Below are 21206 nucleotides of genomic sequence, written 5' to 3' on the forward strand. Positions count from 1 at the left end.
CTCGCATTTAAGGACGCAACAGAGCCATCAAACCGGACATATTTTTTTCACATTTTTATAAAAGCCAGGGAAATTCGCCCCAAAATGCGGCCGGGCAGCCCGGTCAGCCGTCGCCTAGGCCATCAGGAACGATAAAGAACCAGTTGCCCAAAGGGTAAATCAAGCAGGGAAAGACCCGCTGTTTTGGCAATCAGTGCCAGGGTCGCATCGGCATTGGCAACATTGAACCTGCCGCGAATTTCCATATTGGCAATGCGCGGGTCCAGCCAAATCGACCTTCCTGCCTGGCGTTCCACGGCGGCAATCACATCACGCAACCGGGCCGGGGAAAATACACGCCAGCCCTGCAAAACCTGATCAAGGTTTGATCCATCAATCTCGCGACGGCGCAGGGTACCATTATCGGAAATGCTGACCCCTTCCCCCGGATGAAGCAGCACCTCCTGCCCCTGGCCTTGCTGGCGTTGCGCAACACGCACCAGTCCCTCTGCAACCGCAACTTCGCTTGCATCGTCGTCATGGATCACCACAAACCGTGTGCCGACCACGGTAACAAGGCTTTGCCGCGTGCTCACAACCATTGGCCGGGCAACGTCGTGGGCCGCATCAATAATTACCGCCCCGGCATCCAGGGTGATTGCCCGCTCCGCCGCCGAAAAATGCCAGGATAACCGTGCCCCGCGCGACAGAGAAACCACACTGCCATCGGGTAAGGTACGGGTAATCGCGGCTTCCACCCCGGCAGCAATTTCAACCGGTGCCCCGGCCCGTTCCACCGGCAAAACCGCAAAAATCGCAATCATTGCAAGGCAGACCACCAGCCCCGCCCCAATCAGGGGCGCAACAAATGACCGCGCATGGCGGCCACGCGCCAAACCCGGCTTCAGGCGAAACAGGCCAAGGCGGGCTTTATTGTCGGGATGCGCAACATCCGTTTCGGGCACGTCATGTTCAAGTTTTCGCAAAACATCGTTAAAGGCAGCATCGCCCAAAAATGCTTGTACCTTTTGTGCAGCAAGCGCATGCGCCGGGCTTTGCGCGCACCAGGTGCAAAAGGCGTCATGATTGTGATGACCAGGCACATCAACACCCTCACGCGATAGCCACGCCATCGCCTGATCCAGCAGGAAATCCGCCTCATCAGCGGGGGCCGGGGCTTTGTTGCTGTCCGATATGTTACGCCCGGTATCAGTCATAGTCTTTCATCAGATCCCGGCAGGCCATCATGGCGCGATATAAGTGTTTTTCGATTGCCGCCTTGGACAAGCCGGTGCGCGCGGCGATTTGGTCATGTGTGTTACCATGCAATTTTCGCAATATAAAGACCTCGCGCGACCGCGCGGGAAGCGATTTCACCGCCTGCTCAAAGGCCTGCAACCGTTGGCGCTGATAAATCACGTGTTCGACAGAGGGGCTATGCTCGCGCACCCATTCAACCGGGTCCTGCCCGGCATGAAGGTCAAGTTCGGCATCGCCTGTGCGGCGGCGGCGTTGATGATCACGTACCAGATTAATCACAATCGTGCGCAAAAACGCCGGGGGATCGGCAATCGACTGGTCACGCACCGTGGCAACGCGCACAAAGGCCTCCTGGACAATATCCTTTGCCTCTTCGCTATTGCCCAGCTTGCGCCCGGCCAGACGCAGCAAGGCATCGTGTTCTTTTTCAAAAACGCGCCGCAAATTCGCCGATATGTGCCCGGAAACGGAAAGTGACATTCTGCCAGAATATTTATAAGTGGTTGGAATCAAAATATGATCAACAAGATCACGCCCAACCGACATACACGAGCCCGCACAAATTGCAAATAGTTATTAATAACTTTTACGCACCAGGCCATCAATCCTGGCGCAAAATAGCGCGCTTGTTCCCCCAGCACACTGGAGAGCATACAAAAAACGATGCAGAAAAATAAAAAGGCGCAATGCGGTCTCTATTCATGCCGCTATTGGTGCCCCAATCGGGGCAAGATCACATCAGCCCCGGCCAACATACCGGCCAAGATCCACCACGTCACACAAGTCGGGGCGAAGATAGGTCTCGCCATACTGGCGATACGCACCGCTGTTTAAAAACAGGTCAAACAGGTCACTGTCAATTTTGCCCTCATCGCGCATCTTTCCCAGAATCGCGATACATTCCGACAGCTTTTTGGGTTTCTTATAGGGGCGATCAATCGCGGTCAGGGCCTCGAAAATATCGGCAATCACCATGATTTTTTCCAGCGTACCCATCGCTGTCCCCAACAAACCACGCGGATAACCCGACCCATCCAGCTTTTCGTGATGATTCCCGGCAATGGCCGGAACATTGCGCAAACCGGAGGGAAACGGCAATTGTTCGAGCATATTCTGGGTTAAAACCACATGGTCGTTAATAATGGTACGTTCTTCGGGTGTCAGGGTCCCACGCGGCACCGACAGATTATAAACTTCGCCATTATTGAGCTGATCATAAACATGGTCCTGCCGGTCCGACAGCAGTGTTTCCGGACCCGGCTGCGATAAAATGGCCGCTTCGTCATCATCAATCCGGTTACTTTCAGCCCAGGAAAGGCCAATTGTGCGGTCAAAATTGCGCTGCCAGATTTGCCCCGCAATATCATGAATGCGGGCAATGGTCGCAAGATCCTGATTTTCGCTGCCAATATTGCTTTGGGCAACCAGATCAAACTGTTCGCGCAATTCGTTGCGCCGGGCTTCAAAATCCGCCTTGCAAATTGCCTCGTCTTCCCCGGCAAGCTGGCGACGCAACATGTCTATTTCCGCATCGCGCAGCAAAACCTCGAACCGGGTGCGGATTTCGTGAATGCGGTTGTGGATGGTTTCCAGTTTGGTGGCCTTTTCCACCACATGTTCGGGCGTGACAATTTTGCCTATGTCATGCAACCACGCCGCCAGTTCCAGTTCATACCATTCCTGGTCCGACAGGCTAAAGGTCGCAAACGGGCCGTTTTGCTGGTCCACCGCCGCCTGGGCCAGCATTTTTGCCAGCACTGGCACCCTTTCGCAATGCGCGCCAGTATGGGGCGATTTGGCATCAATTCCCTGGGCAAGAATGCGCACAAAACTGTCGATCAGATCGCGCTGGGACTGCATCAAACGCCGGTTTTCCAGCGCCACGGCCGACTGGCTGGTCAAGGCGGTGATCAGGGGTTCGATCTGCGGATCAAACGGAATAACCCCACCGTCAATTTGGCGGGCATTGATCAGTTGCAACACACCCAGCACGCGCCCCCGCGCGCTTTTGAGAGGTACCGCCAAAAAGGATTGCGAGCGATAGCCGGTTGCCGCATCAAAACGGCGCGTTCCCGAAAAATCAAATCCATCGGCGGCATAGGCATCAATGATATTGATCGTTTCGCCGGTCAGGGCCACATAGCTGGCAACATTTTGATGATTTGGGCTGCCATCGGCCAGATAGAGCGGCACCGGCGGAAGCGGATATTGCTGCGGGTCGCCCGCATCGACATAACGCCCCAGTGTATCGTTTGCCATAATGCGAAACTGAAGTTCGCGTTCTTCTTCATCAAGCAGATACAGCGTCCCGCCATCGGCATTGGTCAAATCACGCGCCGCCTGAAGAATGCGCTGATTGAGGGCATTGGCGTCCTGTTCGGCTGAGAGGGCAATGCCCAGATCGACCAGTTTGGCCAGATGGCCCGCCTCGATGCTTTGTGCCGACCGGACTGTGCTGTCCTGATCGCGAAGTGTGTGTTCAGCCAGCTTCATCCAAGACCCGTTCCTGTACCGAAGGGGTATATGCGTCATCACCCTTACGGCTTTGTTCCTTTCCGTAATACAGGGTACCTCCCCTTCTTTGGTATACGCAACGACAACCGTCACACGGGGCCGACAAAAACCATTTAAACTTTTAAGGGCCAGGCGACCGTGCACCTGACCCTTAACGCCCGATAAAACGTCCTGTTCCAGGTAAAGTCAGAATGCGTAAATCATGCCAACACCCAGACTGAACACGTAATCCTTATCGACAATCGGGCTATCGGTATAAGCGTCTGGCAAATATTGCACACCGGTTTGCCCCAACAGGGTCACGCTTTCTGACAACGGATAACTGGCAACAAGATCCAGATAAGGGATAAAGGCATCATCCGGTTCATAAAAGGCCCGGTTGACCCGTACCTCGTTGCGGCGCACACCGACCATATAATCGGCCAAATCGCGACTTTGCCAGGTTACACCCCCGCTCCATTCCAAGTTAACGCTCCGAATGGCGGATGTCTGATGATAGCTGACATCCACCTGCTGACCATGATGCACACCACTGACATCAAACAGGGATGAAAGCTGAATTTCGCCCGGGCCCACCTGTGCCGCAAGGGCCAGGCCCGCCTCAAAGGCCGTGTCACGATCTTTCATTCCGGCAAGGTAAGGCCCGTCATCGGCATCAAAGGGCTTAAAGCGCACGGACCCGATGGCCGAGACACTGAACCGGTCATTTTGCCAGGCGGTGACACGTAATTCATCAAGGCCGATATGCAAACGCGCTGCGTCATAGGCAATATAAGGCAGAACAAAACCGTCCGTCCCGTCGTCATCACGGTAGATACTGGTGGCAACACCGCCCACCACACCAAGCTGAAAATCACCGCCCAGCCACGGGTCGGCGTCATCCGGTGCCTTCAGGACACTTTCGGTTCGTTCCACCGGCCTCGATAGGGTGCCAAGCGTTTCGGCCTGTGCCAGCGCCATCATAATGGCAAAGGTGCAAAATCCGGCCCCCACGGCAATGGCAACAAAGGCCAGAAATCGTGATGTATATTTAAAAAACATTTTTTTCACTCACCCCTAAGTCAGTTGGTGAGCAGATACTGCATTGGTCCGTCGCCAAAGGCGTCCGTCGCTATATCGCCGGACGTTTGGATCAAAGCCCAGACGAACGAATGGTCATTCGGACTGGTGAAAGGGCGGAAAAATCATGTTTTTTGCTGGCGATAGGCGCTGGGGGTTAACCCGGTAATTTTTTTGAAAGCCAGATTGAAGGTTGATTTGGAATTGAAACCAACCTCGATCGCAATATCAAGAATGGTTCGATCAGGCGACTCAATCAGCCGCTGTGTGGCTGCCTGAATGCGATATTCATTCACATAGTCAAAAAAACTTTTGCCGATGTGACGGTTTAACACAAACGATAGCTGATTGGGCTTTACGCCAACCGCGCTGGCCATTTTCGGCATGGTCAGCAGCGGGTCAAACATCATGTCGGTTTCCGAGGTCAGCTTTTCCAAATCCTGGCGAATACGGCGCGCATCGTCATCTTCCAGGATCAGGCGTGTCCGCTCCGGGTCACTGGCATTATCGGTTTTTTGTCCGGAAGCATCCGCCGAGGCGTCCGGTTCGCTGGCAACAAACAATGCCGGATTAACCGCCAGCAAATGCCCCAGGCGAAACAGTACGATGACAAAGCCCGCTTCGATCACAATCGAAATCCATTCGCTGTCCTGATCGAGGATGTCAATCACCACACTGATGGTGTAAATAAAGAAAATCAGCGTAATACCGCTCAGAAACTCGACCAGCCACCGTTTGAGGCCCGGCTGTTCGCCATCCATCTGCTCGCCCAGTTTGCGCATGTAATGTAACGACATGCGCCACAGCCACACCATGTAAACAACAAGCTGAACATACAGGGCAACGGCAAAAACAATTGTCAGAATGGACAGATTGATCACCGTCGGATCACTGAACGGATTAAGGGCAAATTCGGTCTGCCCCGCGGCCACCTGCGTCCCAAACCGGTCAAAGACCATCATCACCATTACCACCAGCACCGCGCTCATCAGCACCGGCAGCAGATAATGGCGGTATGTACGACGCACGGGCAAACCGCATAATTCGCGAAAATACAGATAAACCGAAGGCAAATAAAAATACGGAATTATGCCAAACAGCGGAAACAGATAAAGCCGCCAGTCGGCCGATGCCAGAACATCGACCACGTTCTGACTAAAACTGAGTGCCGCCGCACAGATAAAAGCGCACAACCAGCGATTAGCACGAAAGGCACGCCGTCCTTCCCCTGCCAGCAAAACCAGCAAGGACACGGCCTGCGCCAAACCGGCAGAAGAAACAAGCAGCCAGCCAATATCTAGCGTATCAATCGATGCCACGTCCGGACCTTTGCGATAGACATTTTCTTCATCCGTTCAGGGGTTCCGTTCCCTGCACGACGCAGGGCAGAACAGGTAAAATGTTTTCTGGGTAATTCAGCCAATTGGTAACGAGTTCAGAATAAACAGAAAAGCACAAAATGACCTGTAACGGTTACAAAAGGGCCATTTTCAGGCACAGCATCATAACCGCCCGTCCCGACCGCCCGCCAAAGCCCGGTGCCACGACAAAAACGCGCCTTTGCCCTCGTCGGACTTGATAAACGTCGCGAAATCCTCTATCCGACCCACAAAGCGTGCGGATGATGTGCCGCGAGGGCCCCGCACCAGAACCCCCTTGTCCGGAGACCCTGCATGATCCCCCGTTATTCCCGCCAACAGATGACCGCCATCTGGGAACCGGCGAACAAGTTTCGCATCTGGTTTGAAATCGAGGCCCACGCTGCCGGCAAACTGGCCGAACTCGGTGTGATCCCGGCAGAATCCGCCAAGCTGGTTTGGGAAAAAGGCAACAAGCCCTACACCCAGGACCGTATTGACCGCATTGACGGCATCGAAGCCGAAGTCAAACATGACGTGATCGCCTTTTTGACCGAACTTGCCGAACAGGTGGGCGAAGAAGCCCGGTTCGTTCATCAGGGCATGACCAGTTCGGACGTTCTTGATACCTGCTTTAACGTGCAGTTGGTTCAGGCCACCGACATCCTGCTTGAAGATATGGACAAGCTTCTGGCCGCCCTTAAAAAGCGCGCCTATGAAACCAAAGACGTACCCTGCATGGGCCGTTCGCATGGCATCCATGCCGAACCGGTAACATTTGGCCTGAAACTGGCAACCTTCTATGCCGAATTTGCCCGCAACAAAAAGCGCCTGCTAGCCGCCCGTGAAGAAATCGCCACCTGCGCCATTTCGGGTGCTGTTGGCACCTTTGCCAATATTGATCCCAGTGTGGAAGAACATGTTGCCGCCAAGCTGGGCCTGCAGGCCGAGCCGGTCTCAACCCAGGTGATCCCGCGTGACCGCCATGCAGCATACTTTGCCGCCCTTGGCGTAATTGCATCCTCGATCGAACATCTGGCAACCGAAATCCGCCATTTGCAGCGTACCGAAGTGCGCGAAGTCGAAGAATTCTTCTCGAAGGGTCAGAAGGGTTCGTCGGCCATGCCGCACAAACGCAACCCGGTTCTGACCGAAAACCTGACCGGCCTTGCCCGTCTGGTCCGTTCGATGGCGATCCCGGCAATGGAAAACGTTGCCCTGTGGCATGAACGCGATATTTCGCACAGCTCGGTTGAACGCAATATCGGCCCCGATGCGACCGTCACCCTTGATTTCGCCCTGATGCGCCTGACCAATGTGGTTGAAAACCTGGTCATCTATCCGGAACGGATGGACGAAATCCTTAATCAGATGGGCGGACTGGTCTTTTCGCAGCGCGTGTTGCTGACCCTGACGCAATATGGCGTGTCGCGCGAAGATTCCTATCGCATTGTTCAGCGTAACGCGATGAAGGTCTGGAACCGCGAAGGCGACCTGCTGTCGCTTTTGAAAACCGACGAAGACGTGACCGCACGCATCCCCAATGACAAGCTTGAAGCCCTGTTTGACCTCGGCTACCACACCAAGCATGTCGATACGATTTTTGCCCGCGTTTTTGCCGACTAAGCAATAAACCCGCGATCATCCCGACACCCCGGCACGGACATATCTGCTGCCGGGGTGTTCTTTTTTAAATCGCGATATCGCGGGCTTCGTTCATCAGCCAGTCGCGAAACATTTTAACATGGCCGCGCAGTTCCACATTTTTGGGATGCACCAGAAAATAACCTGACGATAACGTCAGTACCGATTCCGGAAACAGCGGCACCAGTTTGCCTTCCAAAACATCTTCCTCGGCCAGCATCGGCACGGCCAACACAACACCCTGCCCGTGAATGGCCGATTCAATGGCCACCGATGTCAGATCAACATCAATCTTGCGCAGCGCACCGATGGTCGCCTTGTCCATATGGGCAAATTTCGCCAGCCATTCCGGCCACCAGGCATGCAATGTGTCATTCAAAAGCGTTGCCCGCGTTAAATCGGCCGGAGTTTGAATACCGATGTCATCACGATAGTGCGGCGAACAAAAAAGGGCGGCCTGCCCGCGATGCAAAAGACGACATTCAAGGTGGCTGTCATCACCGGAAAAATACCGAACGGCGATATCAACCGGATCGCGGGCAAAATCGGCAATTTCAGAGGAGGACCCCACCTGAAGTTCCGTCCCCGGATGGGCGATTAAAAACCGCGACATACGCCGTGAAAACCATTTGGCGGCAAAACTGGGCGGCATAACCACACGGACCATATGAACATGCCGATGGCGAAGGGCACGGCTGGCATCGGTGATTTGCGCCAGGGCCGGCGCAATGCGCGCGGCATAGGCCAGGCCATCGGCCGTCGGTTCAACCTTGCGAATATGGCGGGTAAACAGGGTAACACCCAGCCAGTCTTCAAGTTTGCGAATTTGCTGCCCGATGGCACCGGGGGTAACATTCAACTCCCTGGCAGCAAGAGAAAAACTATTCAATCTTATCGCCGCCTCGAAGGCATGCAGAGCTTTGAGGGGAGGTATATCTGACATGATGTAGTTTTTCTCTTTTATTGCACAGATAACATGATTTGTAGCGCAGCCTTGGCAAACCTACAATCCCTGACAAATTCCGTTATTCTGGCGCATTGGAAATGCCATGAGAAACTCCGCCTATATTGCCTATATGGCACTCGGCCTGATCTGGGGCACGCCCTTTATCTTTACCCATTGGGCCGCGGCCTATGTCACACCGGCACAAATCGTGTTGATCCGGGTCATTTCCGGTTTTGTACCGGTGCTTTTGTTTGCCCTGGCAACCCGCAGCCTGAAATGGTGGCATCTGCGCCATGCCCATCATTTTGTGGCGATGGCAGCCCTTGCCACCGTCCTTTACTACCTTGCCTTTGCCAAAGGGACCATCCTTTTGCTGTCCAGTGTCGCTGGCATGTTAAGCGGGGCTATTCCCCTGTTTTCCGGCCTGTGTGCCCTGCTGTTTTTGCGAGATGAACCGCTTAATCGCCGGTTGCTTGGTGGCTTGATCCTGGGTTTTTTCGGCATTGTCGTGATTGCGCGGCCCTGGCAGACCGGCCTTGATGCGGTTAACCCGCTGGGAATTCTTTATATTGTCCTTGGTTCCCTGAGCCTGGGCTGTTCATTTGTCTATGCCCGCAAATTCATCAGCCCGCTTGGCATCGCGCCAGCGGCCCTTTGCACCTATCAAATGGGCCTGAGTGCAATTGTTCTGCTGTTAACCGTAGATGCCACCAACGTCACAGCGATCTTTCAGGACACATACGCAACACTGGGGCTGATTTTGGGTCTTGGCACCATCGGCACCGGGATCGCTTATATTCTGTATTATCTGCTGGTGGCAAAACTCGGTGCCATCCGTACTGCCAGTGTCACCTACATTCCGCCGGTCGTGGCCCTGTTTATTGGCTGCACCCTGGCCGGTGAACCGCTTCACGGGGCCGATCTGGTGGCAATTTCGGCCATTCTCCTGGGCGTTTTCATCATGCAAACCGGGCGACAGGTATCTGCATCTCCCTCGAAACATGCCTCAGTCACCACAAAACGGATATCGTGCCCGTCCCGTCCAACATCACCAAATTCCACCCCCTCACCCTGTAACTAAGCAGTCCAAACCACCTTTTACTAAGCCCGCCTCTCAACCCGGCGGGCGGGTTCTGAAGCGGGACATCCCATTCCCGCGTCAGAACATCAAAGCCCCCTGCCCGATGAACACCCGCAAAAGCGGGACTGTTTACGGACAGAGGGCTTCTTTTTTAAGGACGTAAAACGATGGTTTAAGACGGCACACCGTTTAATTTACGGTTATGTGCAGCACGGACGAAGGCGGAAATCAGATTGTGTTGCACGCCCTTCAGGGCAGATCGTTCCGGCTGAAAAGCGGTACCAATGAAAAACGGATGCCTGCGAATTTCAATAGCGCGGGGATCGCCATCATCGTCCCAGGCGCTGACATGCAGGTCGCTGCCCGCAAATAACGGCACATATTGGCGTGCAAAGCCATAGCTGCACCGATAGGTTTCGTTCGCGTGATCCGCGCCGTAATGTTTGGCGATCAGGCTATCGGGGGCAAAGCTGATGTCCCCTGCCTGATCAATCAAGGCACAGGTCAGCGGTGCGACCAGCGGCAGGCTGGCATCGGGGTTGACCTCCGCATTATCGGCCTCATGCAGGCCCAAAACATTGCGGGCAAATTCCAGCACTGCGTGCTGATACCCACCGCACGTGCCCAAAAACGGGATTTCCGCCTCGCGCGCATGGCGGATGGCGGCCAATGCGCCATCCATGCTGGCATAGGGGCTGGCAGGCACACACCAAATGGCATCAAAACCGGCAAGCACGGTTTCGGCTGTATCGCTGGCAAGCCGGGATGTGTGAATCCACTCAATCTCTGCATCAAGCCCGACGGCTTCGGTGGCAATTTGCAAGGCTACGGGAATGGCTTGGTGGGCGGTTGCTGCTTCTTTGTAATCACCCACCAGGGCAAATCGGATATCTGTCATTTTAAACCTCGTTATGCGGGAACATCATCCCGTGATGACTCGAGGGAAACAGCAGCAAAAAAGAAAAAACCGGTCCGCGACGACGGACCGGTTCGCAACGTGTTTAAACACCGCTGCCTTTTTCAGACATACTACAAAGATCCTGATCGCGCCATATCTTCCAGCGCAATTTTTACCGCCTGCGCCCGATTTGACACATGCAGCTTCCGGTAAACGTTCTTGAGATGGTATTTTACCGTGATTTCGCGCAAATCCAGATGGCGGGCAATATCCTTGTTGGGACGTCCTTCCGACAGCAAAGCCAGCACTTCGCGTTCACGCGGGGTCAGGCTGGCAAAATCACCATCACTGCCAAACTGCCCGGCATGACGGCCCGATCCCCCATCGCCACTATTGCCAAAACCCTCGGCAAAATTGGTCAGGATGCTTGACGGCAGGTATTTTTCCCCGGCCAGCACCAGCCGAATGGCATTTGCCAGGGCCTCGCCGCGCAACGTTTTGGGAATAAAGCCATGCGCCCCGCTTTCAATGGCGTGACGCACATCCTCGCCATTATAGGCCCCGGAAAGCAGAACCACAGGCACATCCGTTCCGGCTTTTTCAATCGTGCGTTTCAGGCCCTCAAGGCCATTCATGCCCGGCATTCGCAAATCAAGCAGAATAAGATCGAACTTTTTTTCAGAGTCAATATGTTCAAGTGCCGGTTCAAGCGCACCGGCCTCAACAACTTCACACGTGTCAAAATATTGCTGAAACAGCAGGGATAATGCTTCACGGACCAGATCGTGATCATCTGCAAGAAGGATACGCAAAATTCTCGCCTTTCTTTAGCGGATGCGAGGCATCTTGCCCCAAACCGTATAATGTTCACACATAGTTACTTTTTTTGTAACAATTCCAACAAAACTGACCATACAGACAGAATATGCGAGCCCTCTAAAGTTTGCAAATAACAACTGATTGACCGAACCCGATTTGTGCAATTTTATCGATAAATTCCCACAACCCCGACAACTCGCAAAATCGTTTCAAAGCACGTCCGCACGCGCCTTGGGGCGCAATTCTTCAAGTTTGGCTGTTAACTGCGAAACTGTCATATCAATATTGTGGCGGGCAAAATCGGCCAAAATCGTGACAACCACACCTTTATCGCGCGGATTGGCAACCACCGCCCCGACAATCTCATTGGCGTAATGGGCGGCACCTTCATCATCCATCCCCATCTCGGTAGCGGCCCACTGCGCCAGCAATTTGTAAAGATGGGTTTCCACCCGGAAATTCTGCTCCAGGTCAAAACTGTATTTGGCTTCAAATCCGCGTTCGCGGTCGGATATTCCGGTCATGGTCGCTTCCCTTTCCGCTGTGCCTGGCAATATAGAAAACACCGGCTATATAGCAGGCGATATACTACGATGCGCAAAACTGGCCTGCGCCCTCCGGGCGCAGACTCTTAAACGGCTTTTTCTTTTCAGTTTGACAAATACTATCCGCAACGGCTTTGATTTGGAACATGTGTACAGTCATTATTTTGCGACGCCCCGATCACGAATGGCCGGTCCTGATCGGTGCCAACCGCGACGAGATGAAAACCCGCCCCTGGCTGCCCCCTGCCCGCCACTGGGATGACCGCCCCGACGTGATCGCCGGGCTGGACGAACTTGGCGGTGGCACCTGGCTTGGCATGAACGAGGATGGCGTTGTTGCGGCCGTGCTCAACCGCTATGGCACGCTGGGGCCAGCCGACGACAAACGTTCGCGCGGGGAATTGCCGTTGGAGGCCCTGGATCACGCCGATGCCATTGATGCCGCCCAGGCCCTGGCCCGGCTGGATGGTGATGCCTATCGTCCGTTCAACATGGTGGTTGCCGATAATCGCGATGCCTACTGGCTGGCCCATCGCGGCGATGGCAAAATTGAAATCCACGAAATCCCGGAAGGCTTTTCCATCCTGACGGCCCATGACATCAATGACACCAAAAACAGCGAACGCACGGCACGCAACCTGCCCCGGTTTATCAGTGCCCCCATTCCCAACCCGGAAGCCGATGACTGGTTTGCCTGGCAGGCCCTGATGGCCGATACCGGCATTCTGCCCCTCGACCTTGACCATCACGATATTCGCGCCGATGCCATGCTGGTGCGCAGCAATATCGGCTTTGAAACGGTCTGTTCCTCGCTCATTGGCCTGCCCGGCATCCCGACCAGCGAAAATGAACTGCCCCGCCGCCCGGTCTGGCTGTTTGCCAATGGCCAGCCCGACCGCGTACCGTTCCAGCCGGTTGCATTGTAAAACAGCTTGAATTGGTCCGGATTTCCGGGAAAATCATCATTGGATGATCATTGCAGAATTTGATTATCAAACCTGCGTAAATAGTGTTTACGCGACAATTGAGTTTCCGCGCCAGCACTGCTATAGGAAGGGCGTTTCCGGGTGCCAGGTGCTGGCCTAACTGCCAAAATGTGAAAGATCCCGCCAGATGTCGAGAAAACGGCCGATTTACGAGGGCAAAGCCAAGGTTTTGTACGAAGGTACCGAACCGGGCACGATCATCCAGTATTTCAAGGATGACGCCACCGCATTCAACGCCCAGAAGCGCGGCACGATCGCCGGCAAGGGTGTTCTGAACAATATGATCACCGAATTCGTGATGCACCGTCTGGACGAGATCGGTATCCCCACCCACTTCATCCGCCGTCTCAATATGCGCGAACAGCTTGTGCGCAAGGTTGAAATTGTGCCGATCGAAGTCGTGGTACGCAATATTTGCGCCGGTTCGATGGCAAAGCGCCTGGGGCTGGAAGAAGGCATGAAACTGCCCCGTCCGATCGTTGAGTTCTATTACAAAGACGACGATCTTGGCGATCCGCTGGTCTCTGACGAACATATTTTCGCTCTCGGCTGGGCCACCCCCGAGGAGCTTGAGGAAATTGTTGGTTATTCCCTGCGCATCAATGATTATCTGTGTGGCCTGATGCGCGGCATTGGCCTGAAACTGGTTGATTTCAAACTGGAATTTGGCCGCCTGTTTGACAATGAATTCTCGCAGCTTGTGCTGGCCGATGAATTCAGCCCCGATAATTGCCGCCTGTGGGATGCCATTACCAACGAAAAAATGGACAAGGACCGCTTCCGCCGCGACCTTGGCGGTGTTGAAGAGGCCTATCAGGAAGTGGCGCGCCGTCTGGGTGTGCTGCCTGAATCCGCCGAAATAGAGTCGCTAAACAAAGACGCGACCACCTGATTGCCCGGGGCCGCGCTTGCGCGGCCCTGATCTTTTTGCGCCGGCTCGGTGGTACGACCGGCACAGTCCGATAAACAATTGACGATCGCCTTTGGCGAATACGAACCAAGCAAGGAGCTTCTCGTGAAAGCACGCGTTCATGTCACCCTGAAGAACGGTGTCCTCGATCCGCAGGGCAAGGCAGTTCATCATGCCCTTCAGGGCCTGGGATTTGCCGGCGTCGAAGATGTCCGCCAGGGCAAGTTCATCGAAATTGAACTTGAAGGAACCGACGTGGAAAAAGCCCGCAGCGACGTTAAGGAAATGTGTGAAAAGCTGCTCGCCAATACGGTGATCGAAAATTACGACATCGACATCGTCGCCTGAGCCGGAAACGACGGGCCGGATGCCAGAACGGCACCCCCAACCCGCCAAAAAGGGAGATTGGCCAGTGAAAGCTGCCGTAATCGTATTCCCCGGTTCCAATTGCGACCGGGATGTCCAGGTGGCCCTGCAAAAACGTATGGGCACCGCACCGCACATGGTATGGCATCGGGAAACCGACCTTCCAAAAACCGACCTGATCGTTCTGCCGGGCGGTTTTTCCTATGGCGACTATTTGCGCTGCGGGGCAATGGCCGCCAACAGCCCGATCATGCGCGCCGTTGTGGCCGCGGCCAAGGCAGGTACGCCGGTTCTTGGAATTTGCAATGGCTTTCAGATTTTGATCGAATCCGGCCTTCTGCCGGGTGCCCTGATGCGCAACCGCGACCTTAAATTCATCTGCAAAGATGTGACCATGCGGGTCGAAACCACCGACACCATCTTTACCAGCCACTACAATAATGGCGAAGTCATCACCATTCCGGTTGCCCACCATGATGGCAATTATTTTGCCGATAATGAAACGGTAAAACGTCTGGAAGGCGACGGCCGGGTTGTGCTGCGCTATAGCGACGCCGAAGGCAATATCACCGACGACGCCAACATCAATGGGTCGGTCAATAACATTGCCGGAATCGTTGATGAAGAACGCCGCATTTTTGGCCTGATGCCGCATCCCGAACGCGTGATCGAGCCGCTGCATCGCGGTACACATGGCGCATATATGTTTGATTCGCTTTTGGAGGCGCTGGCATGAGCGAGATCACCCCCGACGTTATCAAAAGCCACGGCCTGACCGACGACGAATACAAGCTGGTTCTCGACATTATGGGGCGCGAACCGAACCTGACCGAACTGGGTATTTTTTCGGTCATGTGGTCGGAGCATTGCTCGTATAAATCATCGAAAAAATGGCTGAAAACCCTCCCGACCAAGGCCCCCTGGGTGATCCAGGGCCCGGGTGAGAATGCCGGTGTGATTGACATCGGGCACGGCCAGGCCGCCGTTTTCAAAATGGAAAGCCACAACCACCCGTCCTTTATCGAACCCTATCAGGGGGCAGCAACCGGCGTTGGCGGCATCATGCGCGACGTATTTACAATGGGCGCGCGCCCGGTTGCCAATCTGAATGCCCTGCGCTTTGGCGCGCCGGAACATCCCAAAACCCGCCACCTGCTTTCGGGCGTGGTCGAGGGTATTGGCGGTTATGGCAACTGCATGGGTGTGCCCACCGTGGGCGGCGAAACCAATTTCCACCCGTCTTACAATGGCAACATTCTGGTCAACGCCATGACGGTTGGCCTTGCTGACGCCAATAATATTTTCTATTCGGCAGCGGCTGGTGTCGGCAACCCGGTGGTATATGTCGGTTCCAAAACCGGGCGGGATGGCATTCACGGGGCGACAATGGCCTCGGCCGAATTTGACGATGCCTCCGAGGAAAAACGCCCCACCGTTCAGGTTGGCGACCCGTTTACCGAAAAACTGCTGCTGGAAGCCTGCCTGGAACTGATGGCAACCGACATGATTGTCGCCATTCAGGATATGGGCGCGGCGGGTCTGACATCGTCATCGTTTGAAATGGCGTCAAAAGGCGGTGTTGGCGTTGAGCTGTGGCTTGATAAAGTCCCAATGCGCGAAGAAGGCATGACGCCCTATGAGCTGATGCTGTCAGAATCGCAGGAACGCATGCTGATGGTTCTGAAACCCGGTTGCGAAGACGCCGCCAAGGCGATTTTCGACAAATGGGAACTGGACTTTGCCGTGATTGGCAAGCTGACCGACAGCAAACGCATGACCCTGATGTGGCATGGCGAGGTTGCCGGCGATCTGCCAATTGACCCGCTGGCCGAAGCCTCGCCGGAATATGACCGTCCGTGGGAAGAAACCCCGAAACAGGACCGTATTGACCCGGCCAGCATCGAACAGAAAATGCCGCATAGCGAAACCCTGAAAACCCTGATGGGGTCGGCTGATCTGGCATCGCGTCGCTGGATTTGGGAACAGTATGACCATATGGTCATGGGCGATACCATTGTGCGCCCGGGTGGCGATGCCGCTGTTGTGCGTGTTCACGATACCCACAAGGGCCTGGCTGTGACCACGGATTGCACACCGCGTTATGTTAAGGCAGACCCGGTGGAAGGCGGCAAACAGGCCGTTGCCGAGGCCTACCGCAACCTGACGGCTGTGGGCGCAAAGCCGCTGGCGATTACCGATAATATGAATTTCGGCAATCCGGAACGTCCGCGCATCATGGGCCAGTTTGTTGGTGCCTGCAAGGGCATTGGCGAAGCCTGCATTGCACTGGATTTCCCGGTCGTCTCAGGCAATGTGTCGCTATATAACGAAACCAATGGCGAAGGCATTTTGCCGACCCCGGCCATTGGTGGCGTCGGTTTGCTCGCCAATGTCGGCCGCATGGCAACCATCAGCCTTAAGGCGAAAGATGCGGTACTGATCATGCTTGGTACCAGCACGGGCGAACTGGGCCAGTCGGTGTATCTGAAGAACATCGAAAACCGCGAAGCGGGCAGCCCGCCGCCGGTGGATCTGGATGCGGAAAAGCGGGTTGGCACCCTGGTGCGCGGCCTGATTGAAAGCAATCTGGTACGGACCTGCCATGACGTTTCCGATGGGGGCCTGCTGGTGGCAATTGCCGAAATGTGCCTGGCTGGCAATGTTGGCGCGGATGTGCATTTGCCTGAACAGGGCAGCGAAATTGCCTGGCTGTTTGGCGAGGACCAAGCCCGCTATGTGGTTGCCACCCGCGACCCCGACAGCGTGCTCAATGCCGCCGCCAGCGCCAATGTCAATGCCGTGATCGTTGGTCATGCCGGTGGCACCGCCATCACCATCGAAGGTGAAGACCCGCTTGAACTTGCCGATCTGCGCAAGGCTCACGAAGGCTGGATGCCCAATTACATGTCAGCAACCATCAACTGATCCTTCGATCAGACGGTTCAGACCATATATCACCCCGCCGCGCTATGCCCGGCGGGGTTTTCTTTGACTTGCCGAACGCAAAATCCACGAAAAGGGCCGGTCAGTTTTTCTGACCGGCCCTTGCCTGATGTCGGCATGATACAGCGTATATCCACCGTGGCGAATGTTTTCAACGAAAGCTGATTTTCGGAAACAGGCTTTTCTTTGGTTTGGTTCTGGGGCCGACCTGTTCATCGATCGAAGCCGCGATCTGGCGGGCGATCGTGGCATAGGCCTGCGAATGTGCCCCATCCGGGTCGGTTTCAATGATCGGTTTGCCTTCATCCGCGCCCAGGCGGATTTTAAGGTCCAGCGGAATTTCACCCAGGAACGGCACCCCCAGTTCGTCGGCTGCCTTGTGGGCTCCGCCGTGATCAAACACATGATCAACATGGCCGCAATTGGGACACTGATAATAGCTCATATTCTCGATCAGGCCGAAAATCGGCACATTGACCTTGCGGAACATGTTCAGGCCCTTGCGTGCATCAAGCAGGGCGACATCCTGAGGGGTGGAAACAATAATCGCGCCCGTCACCGGCACGCGCTGCGCCATTGAAAGCTGAATGTCGCCCGTTCCCGGCGGCATATCGACCACCAGCACGTCCAGTTCGCCCCAGTCGGTATCACGCAACAATTGTTCCAGTGCGCCCATCGCCATCGGCCCGCGCCAGATCACCGGCTGTTCCTCGTCAATCATGAAACCGATCGACATGATCTTGATGCCAAAGGCACTGGGCGGGGTGATCTTGCCTTCTTTGGACGAATGGGTTGGCTTGGCGGTGCGAAGACCCATCATGCGCGGCAAAGACGGCCCGTAAATATCGGCATCCAGCAGACCAACATTTAACCCCTGACGGGCCAGCGACAGGGCCAGATTGACCGATGTGGTCGATTTACCCACACCGCCCTTGCCCGATGCCACCGTAACGACAGAGCGAATGGCCCCAAGGTCCAGCGGGCGCTGCCCGCCGCCTTGTGCACCAGGTCCGCCAGATGCGCCAGCGGCACCTGCCGGACGCGCGCCCTGCCCGCCCGAGGCAGGTGCGTGACCATGCGACTGGGAATGCGAATGACCATGCGAATGGGAGTGCCCGGAACCACCCGACGCGGCGCGCCCCGCCGACTTTGCGGCAGCCCCGCTGCTCTGGCGTTCGGCGGTGAGCGCGACCCGGGCAGTTGTGACCCCGTTCACACCCCTTACCGCACGCTCCGCATTCTGGCGCAAATCTTCCAGTGCCGGTCCGCGTTCCGGATCGACACCAATCATGACGGTTACATTTTCACCATTAATATCAATACCTTGAACCATTCCCTTTTCGACGATATCTTTGCCGTCAGCGGGATCGGTAACGCCCTTGAGCGCCTCAAGGATTGTCTCTCGTGTGAGCGAGTTCATGTTGCGGTCTCCGATTTTTGGCTTATGTCCTTGATCAGTTGGGACATATGGGTGCCTATCGTTGTTTTGCGCGGCTAGCTGTCATATAAGGCGGAAGAGCCGGGTAATCAAAGAGAAACACCGAACGGCAAGGAGGGGAAGACACTCGATGCCATGGAATTCGCAAGGGGGCGGTGGCCCCTGGGGTAGCGGCGGCAACAATAATGGCGGCCAGAACCCGTGGGGAAAACGTCCTTCAGGCGGGAACGGAGGTGGCAGCACGCCGCCCGATCTGGATGAAATGATTCGCAAAGGCCAGGAACGTCTGAAAAAGATGTTTCCGGGCGGTGGCGGTGGTGTCAAAGGCATTGTCCTGATTGGCCTCGCCATTATCGGCATCTGGCTTCTGACCGGTTTTTACCGGGTGCAGCCAGGTGAACAGGGCGTAACGCTGCTGTTTGGCAAATGGGTTGGCACCACGGGACCGGGTCTGAACTATTTTCTGCCCGCCCCGATCGGGGAAGTCATGACCCCCAATGTCGAACGCACCAACCAGATCGAAGTGGGTTATCGCGGGTCGGGCATGGGCAGCAATGGCACCCGTGACGTCCCCGAAGAAAGCCTGATGCTGACCGGTGATCAGAACATCATCGACATCGACTATGTGGTGCAGTGGCGTATTCGCGATGCAGGCGCCTATCTGTTTAACATTCGCGACCCCGAAACCACCATCAAGCTGGCATCCGAAAGTGCGATTCGCGAGGTTGTGGGTAAAACCGACCTTGAAGAAGCCCTGACCGTTGGCCGTGTCCAGGTTGAAGAACAGACACGTACCCTGCTGCAAAGCATTCTCGATAGCTACAAATCGGGGATCTTCATTTCTGAAGTCAAAATGCAGAAAGTGGACCCGCCCAAAGAAGTGATTGATGCGTTCAACGATGTGCAGCGTGCCCGTCAGGACCGTGACCGTTCGCGTAACGAGGCCCTGGCCTATCGCAACGACATCATCCCGCGTGCCAAGGGTAATGCCGAACGCATGATCATGGAAGCACGCGCTTACAAGGATCAGGTTGTCAAAGATGCCCAGGGTGAAGCGGCACGTTTTGACTCGGTTTACAATTCCTATCTGACCGCCAAAGACGTGACCAAGCGCCGCCTGTATCTTGAGACCCTGCAACAGGTTCTCAAAGATTCAAACAAGATCATTCTGGACCAGAAAGACGGCAATGGTGTTGTGCCCTATCTGCCGCTTCCCGAAATCCAGAAGCAGTCCGCCACCCGTAATTCAGGAGGCAATAACTGATGGGAAGCCCTAAACTTATTGCCGCTGCCGTTATTCTGGTCATTGTCGCGATTGTCGGTTCCATGTCGGTCTTTACCGTCCGTCAGGACCAGCAGGCCCTGGTGCTGCAATTCGGTAATCCGGTTCGGGCGATTTCCGATCCGGGGCTGCATTTCAAACTGCCGATCCAGAATGTGGAATATTACGAACGCCGGATCCTGGATTTGGACCCGCCGGTACAGCAGGTTCTTCTGTCGGACCAAAAGCGCGTCAATATTGACAGCTTTGCCCGCTGGAAAATTGTTGACCCGCTGCAATTCCGGAAACGTGCGGTCAATTCGGCACAGTTCGTGCAAATTTTTGGCCAGCGTCTGAACTCGGTTATCCGGGGGGAACTGGCACAATCACCGCTGATCTCGCTTTTGTCGGACAACCGGGCCCGCATCATGGAAAAAATCCAGGCAGCCCTGGTCGAACCGGCCAAGGATTTCGGGGTTCAGTTGATTGATGTGCGCATCGGCCGGACCGATTTGCCCAAGGAAACCTCGCAGGCGGTATATAACCGTATGCGCTCGGCCCGTATTGCCGAAGCATCGCAACTGCGCGCCGAAGGTGAAGAAATCAAATCCAAAACCCAGGCAGATGCCGATCGCGAAAAAGTCGTGATCCTGGCCGAAGCCCGCCGCCAGGCCGAAACCCTGCGCGGTGAAGGGGATGCGGAACGAAACAAAATTCTGGGGGCGGCCTATAACAAAGACCCGCAGTTTTTTGAATTTTATCGTTCGCTGCAGGCCTATCGCGAAGCCCTGGATAAAGGCACAACGATGGTGCTGTCACCGGATTCTGAATTCTTCAAGTACTTTAATCAGTCAGAACCAGGCGCAAGCCGCTAGACAAATCGATAGGGCGACCGGCATACTCTGCCGGTCGCCCTTTTGATTCATAAATAAAAAACGGAACGTCCAACCCCATGAAAGAGCTCGCCACCGCCATTCTTCTGGCAATCGCGCTGGAGGGAATGTTTTATTCACTGTTTCCGCGCGGGGCGAAGCGGGTAATGGAACTGATGCAGGAAATTTCCGAAACCCAGCTTAGAATTGGCGGGTTGATTGCGGCCGTTATTTGTGTCGGGGCAATTTGGGCAATGCGCCAGTTTTGGCAATAATCCCGATTGATAAGTGCTGATTACTGTCCCTGATGTCACAAAAAGGCCCCGT

At 55.1% G+C, this 21206-nt stretch carries 20 protein-coding genes; 10 read left to right on the forward strand and 10 right to left on the reverse strand.

Features of this window, described 5'->3' with window-relative positions; translation table 11 throughout:
- Positions 1-122: 122 nt before the first annotated feature.
- The 5 genes from TH25_RS08210 to TH25_RS08230 all read right to left on the reverse strand — a co-directional run bounded on the left by TH25_RS08210 (position 123) and on the right by TH25_RS08230 (position 6131).
- Positions 123-1196 (reverse strand): FecR family protein, encoded by a 1074-nt coding sequence (locus TH25_RS08210; RefSeq protein ID WP_114087938.1) that lies wholly within the window; start codon positions 1194-1196, stop codon positions 123-125.
- On the reverse strand, positions 1189-1719 hold the full coding sequence (locus tag TH25_RS08215) for an RNA polymerase sigma factor (protein WP_181847483.1): 531 nt from the start codon (positions 1717-1719) through the stop codon (positions 1189-1191). The genes TH25_RS08210 and TH25_RS08215 overlap by 8 nt, the downstream gene beginning before the upstream one ends.
- Before the next feature lie 258 nt (positions 1720-1977).
- The gene (locus TH25_RS08220) at positions 1978-3732 is read right to left on the reverse strand and encodes an HD family phosphohydrolase (RefSeq protein WP_114087940.1); all 1755 of its coding nucleotides are present in this window, start codon (positions 3730-3732) and stop codon (positions 1978-1980) included.
- Between the two features lie 207 nt (positions 3733-3939).
- Entirely contained in the window at positions 3940-4794 is an 855-nt protein-coding gene (locus TH25_RS08225) for a MipA/OmpV family protein (protein ID WP_114087941.1), read from the reverse strand.
- Positions 4795-4937: 143 nt separating this feature from the next.
- On the reverse strand, positions 4938-6131 hold the full coding sequence (locus TH25_RS08230; protein WP_114087942.1) for a helix-turn-helix domain-containing protein: 1194 nt from the start codon (positions 6129-6131) through the stop codon (positions 4938-4940).
- Between the two features lie 354 nt (positions 6132-6485).
- Between TH25_RS08230 and purB the strand changes: the two genes are divergently transcribed.
- A complete protein-coding gene (gene purB / locus TH25_RS08235; protein WP_114087943.1) occupies positions 6486-7796 on the forward strand; it encodes an adenylosuccinate lyase in 1311 nt (436 codons plus the stop codon).
- 64 nt (positions 7797-7860) lie between these two features.
- Here purB and TH25_RS08240 read toward each other — a convergent pair whose 3' ends face one another.
- Positions 7861-8757, reverse strand: coding sequence for a LysR substrate-binding domain-containing protein (locus tag TH25_RS08240; protein ID WP_114087944.1), 897 nt, complete (start codon positions 8755-8757; stop codon positions 7861-7863).
- A 106-nt stretch (positions 8758-8863) separates the two neighbouring features.
- Between TH25_RS08240 and TH25_RS08245 the strand changes: the two genes are divergently transcribed.
- A complete protein-coding gene (locus tag TH25_RS08245) occupies positions 8864-9841 on the forward strand; it encodes a DMT family transporter (RefSeq protein ID WP_114087945.1) in 978 nt (325 codons plus the stop codon).
- Between the two features lie 172 nt (positions 9842-10013).
- Here TH25_RS08245 and TH25_RS08250 read toward each other — a convergent pair whose 3' ends face one another.
- The 3 genes from TH25_RS08250 to TH25_RS08260 form a co-directional block, all read right to left on the reverse strand.
- The gene (locus TH25_RS08250) at positions 10014-10739 is read right to left on the reverse strand and encodes a CTP synthase C-terminal region-related (seleno)protein (protein WP_114087946.1); all 726 of its coding nucleotides are present in this window, start codon (positions 10737-10739) and stop codon (positions 10014-10016) included.
- A gap of 131 nt (positions 10740-10870) precedes the next feature.
- Positions 10871-11551 carry a response regulator gene (locus TH25_RS08255; protein ID WP_114087947.1) on the reverse strand — a complete coding sequence of 227 codons (681 nt, stop codon included), beginning with the start codon at positions 11549-11551 and terminating at the stop codon, positions 10871-10873.
- 216 nt (positions 11552-11767) lie between these two features.
- Complete coding sequence (locus TH25_RS08260; RefSeq protein ID WP_114087948.1) at positions 11768-12082, reverse strand: DUF1476 domain-containing protein; 315 nt, start codon at positions 12080-12082, stop codon at positions 11768-11770.
- Between the two features lie 167 nt (positions 12083-12249).
- Here TH25_RS08260 and TH25_RS08265 point away from each other — a divergent pair, with 167 nt between their 5' ends.
- From TH25_RS08265 to purL, 5 genes are all read left to right on the forward strand, one after another.
- Entirely contained in the window at positions 12250-13029 is a 780-nt protein-coding gene (locus TH25_RS08265) for an NRDE family protein (protein ID WP_114087949.1), read from the forward strand.
- A 187-nt stretch (positions 13030-13216) separates the two neighbouring features.
- Positions 13217-13981, forward strand: coding sequence for a phosphoribosylaminoimidazolesuccinocarboxamide synthase (gene purC, locus TH25_RS08270; protein ID WP_114087950.1), 765 nt, complete (start codon positions 13217-13219; stop codon positions 13979-13981).
- Positions 13982-14104: 123 nt separating this feature from the next.
- Positions 14105-14347 (forward strand): phosphoribosylformylglycinamidine synthase subunit PurS, encoded by a 243-nt coding sequence (purS, locus tag TH25_RS08275; RefSeq protein ID WP_114087951.1) that lies wholly within the window; start codon positions 14105-14107, stop codon positions 14345-14347.
- 64 nt (positions 14348-14411) lie between these two features.
- Positions 14412-15101 (forward strand): phosphoribosylformylglycinamidine synthase subunit PurQ, encoded by a 690-nt coding sequence (purQ, locus tag TH25_RS08280; RefSeq protein WP_114087952.1) that lies wholly within the window; start codon positions 14412-14414, stop codon positions 15099-15101.
- Complete coding sequence (purL, locus tag TH25_RS08285; RefSeq protein ID WP_114087953.1) at positions 15098-17290, forward strand: phosphoribosylformylglycinamidine synthase subunit PurL; 2193 nt, start codon at positions 15098-15100, stop codon at positions 17288-17290. Before purQ ends, purL begins: the two co-directional genes overlap by 4 nt.
- A 169-nt stretch (positions 17291-17459) precedes the next feature.
- On the opposite strand, the gene TH25_RS08290 is transcribed toward purL, so the two are convergent.
- Positions 17460-18728 carry an Mrp/NBP35 family ATP-binding protein gene (locus tag TH25_RS08290; RefSeq protein WP_114087954.1) on the reverse strand — a complete coding sequence of 423 codons (1269 nt, stop codon included), beginning with the start codon at positions 18726-18728 and terminating at the stop codon, positions 17460-17462.
- A gap of 148 nt (positions 18729-18876) precedes the next feature.
- On the opposite strand from TH25_RS08290, the gene hflK reads away from it, so the two are divergent.
- From hflK to TH25_RS08305, 3 genes are all read left to right on the forward strand, one after another.
- Complete coding sequence (hflK, locus tag TH25_RS08295; protein WP_114087955.1) at positions 18877-20010, forward strand: FtsH protease activity modulator HflK; 1134 nt, start codon at positions 18877-18879, stop codon at positions 20008-20010.
- Positions 20010-20882, forward strand: a complete 873-nt coding sequence (hflC, locus tag TH25_RS08300) for a protease modulator HflC (protein ID WP_114087956.1) — start codon at positions 20010-20012, stop codon at positions 20880-20882. Before hflK ends, hflC begins: the two co-directional genes overlap by 1 nt.
- A gap of 77 nt (positions 20883-20959) precedes the next feature.
- Positions 20960-21154, forward strand: a complete 195-nt coding sequence (locus TH25_RS08305; RefSeq protein WP_114087957.1) for a DUF2065 domain-containing protein — start codon at positions 20960-20962, stop codon at positions 21152-21154.
- The last annotated feature ends 52 nt before the right edge of the window (positions 21155-21206 follow it).

Source organism: Thalassospira profundimaris, from assembly GCF_003326755.1.
GTDB classification, from domain to species: Bacteria; Pseudomonadota; Alphaproteobacteria; order Rhodospirillales; family Thalassospiraceae; genus Thalassospira; species Thalassospira profundimaris_B.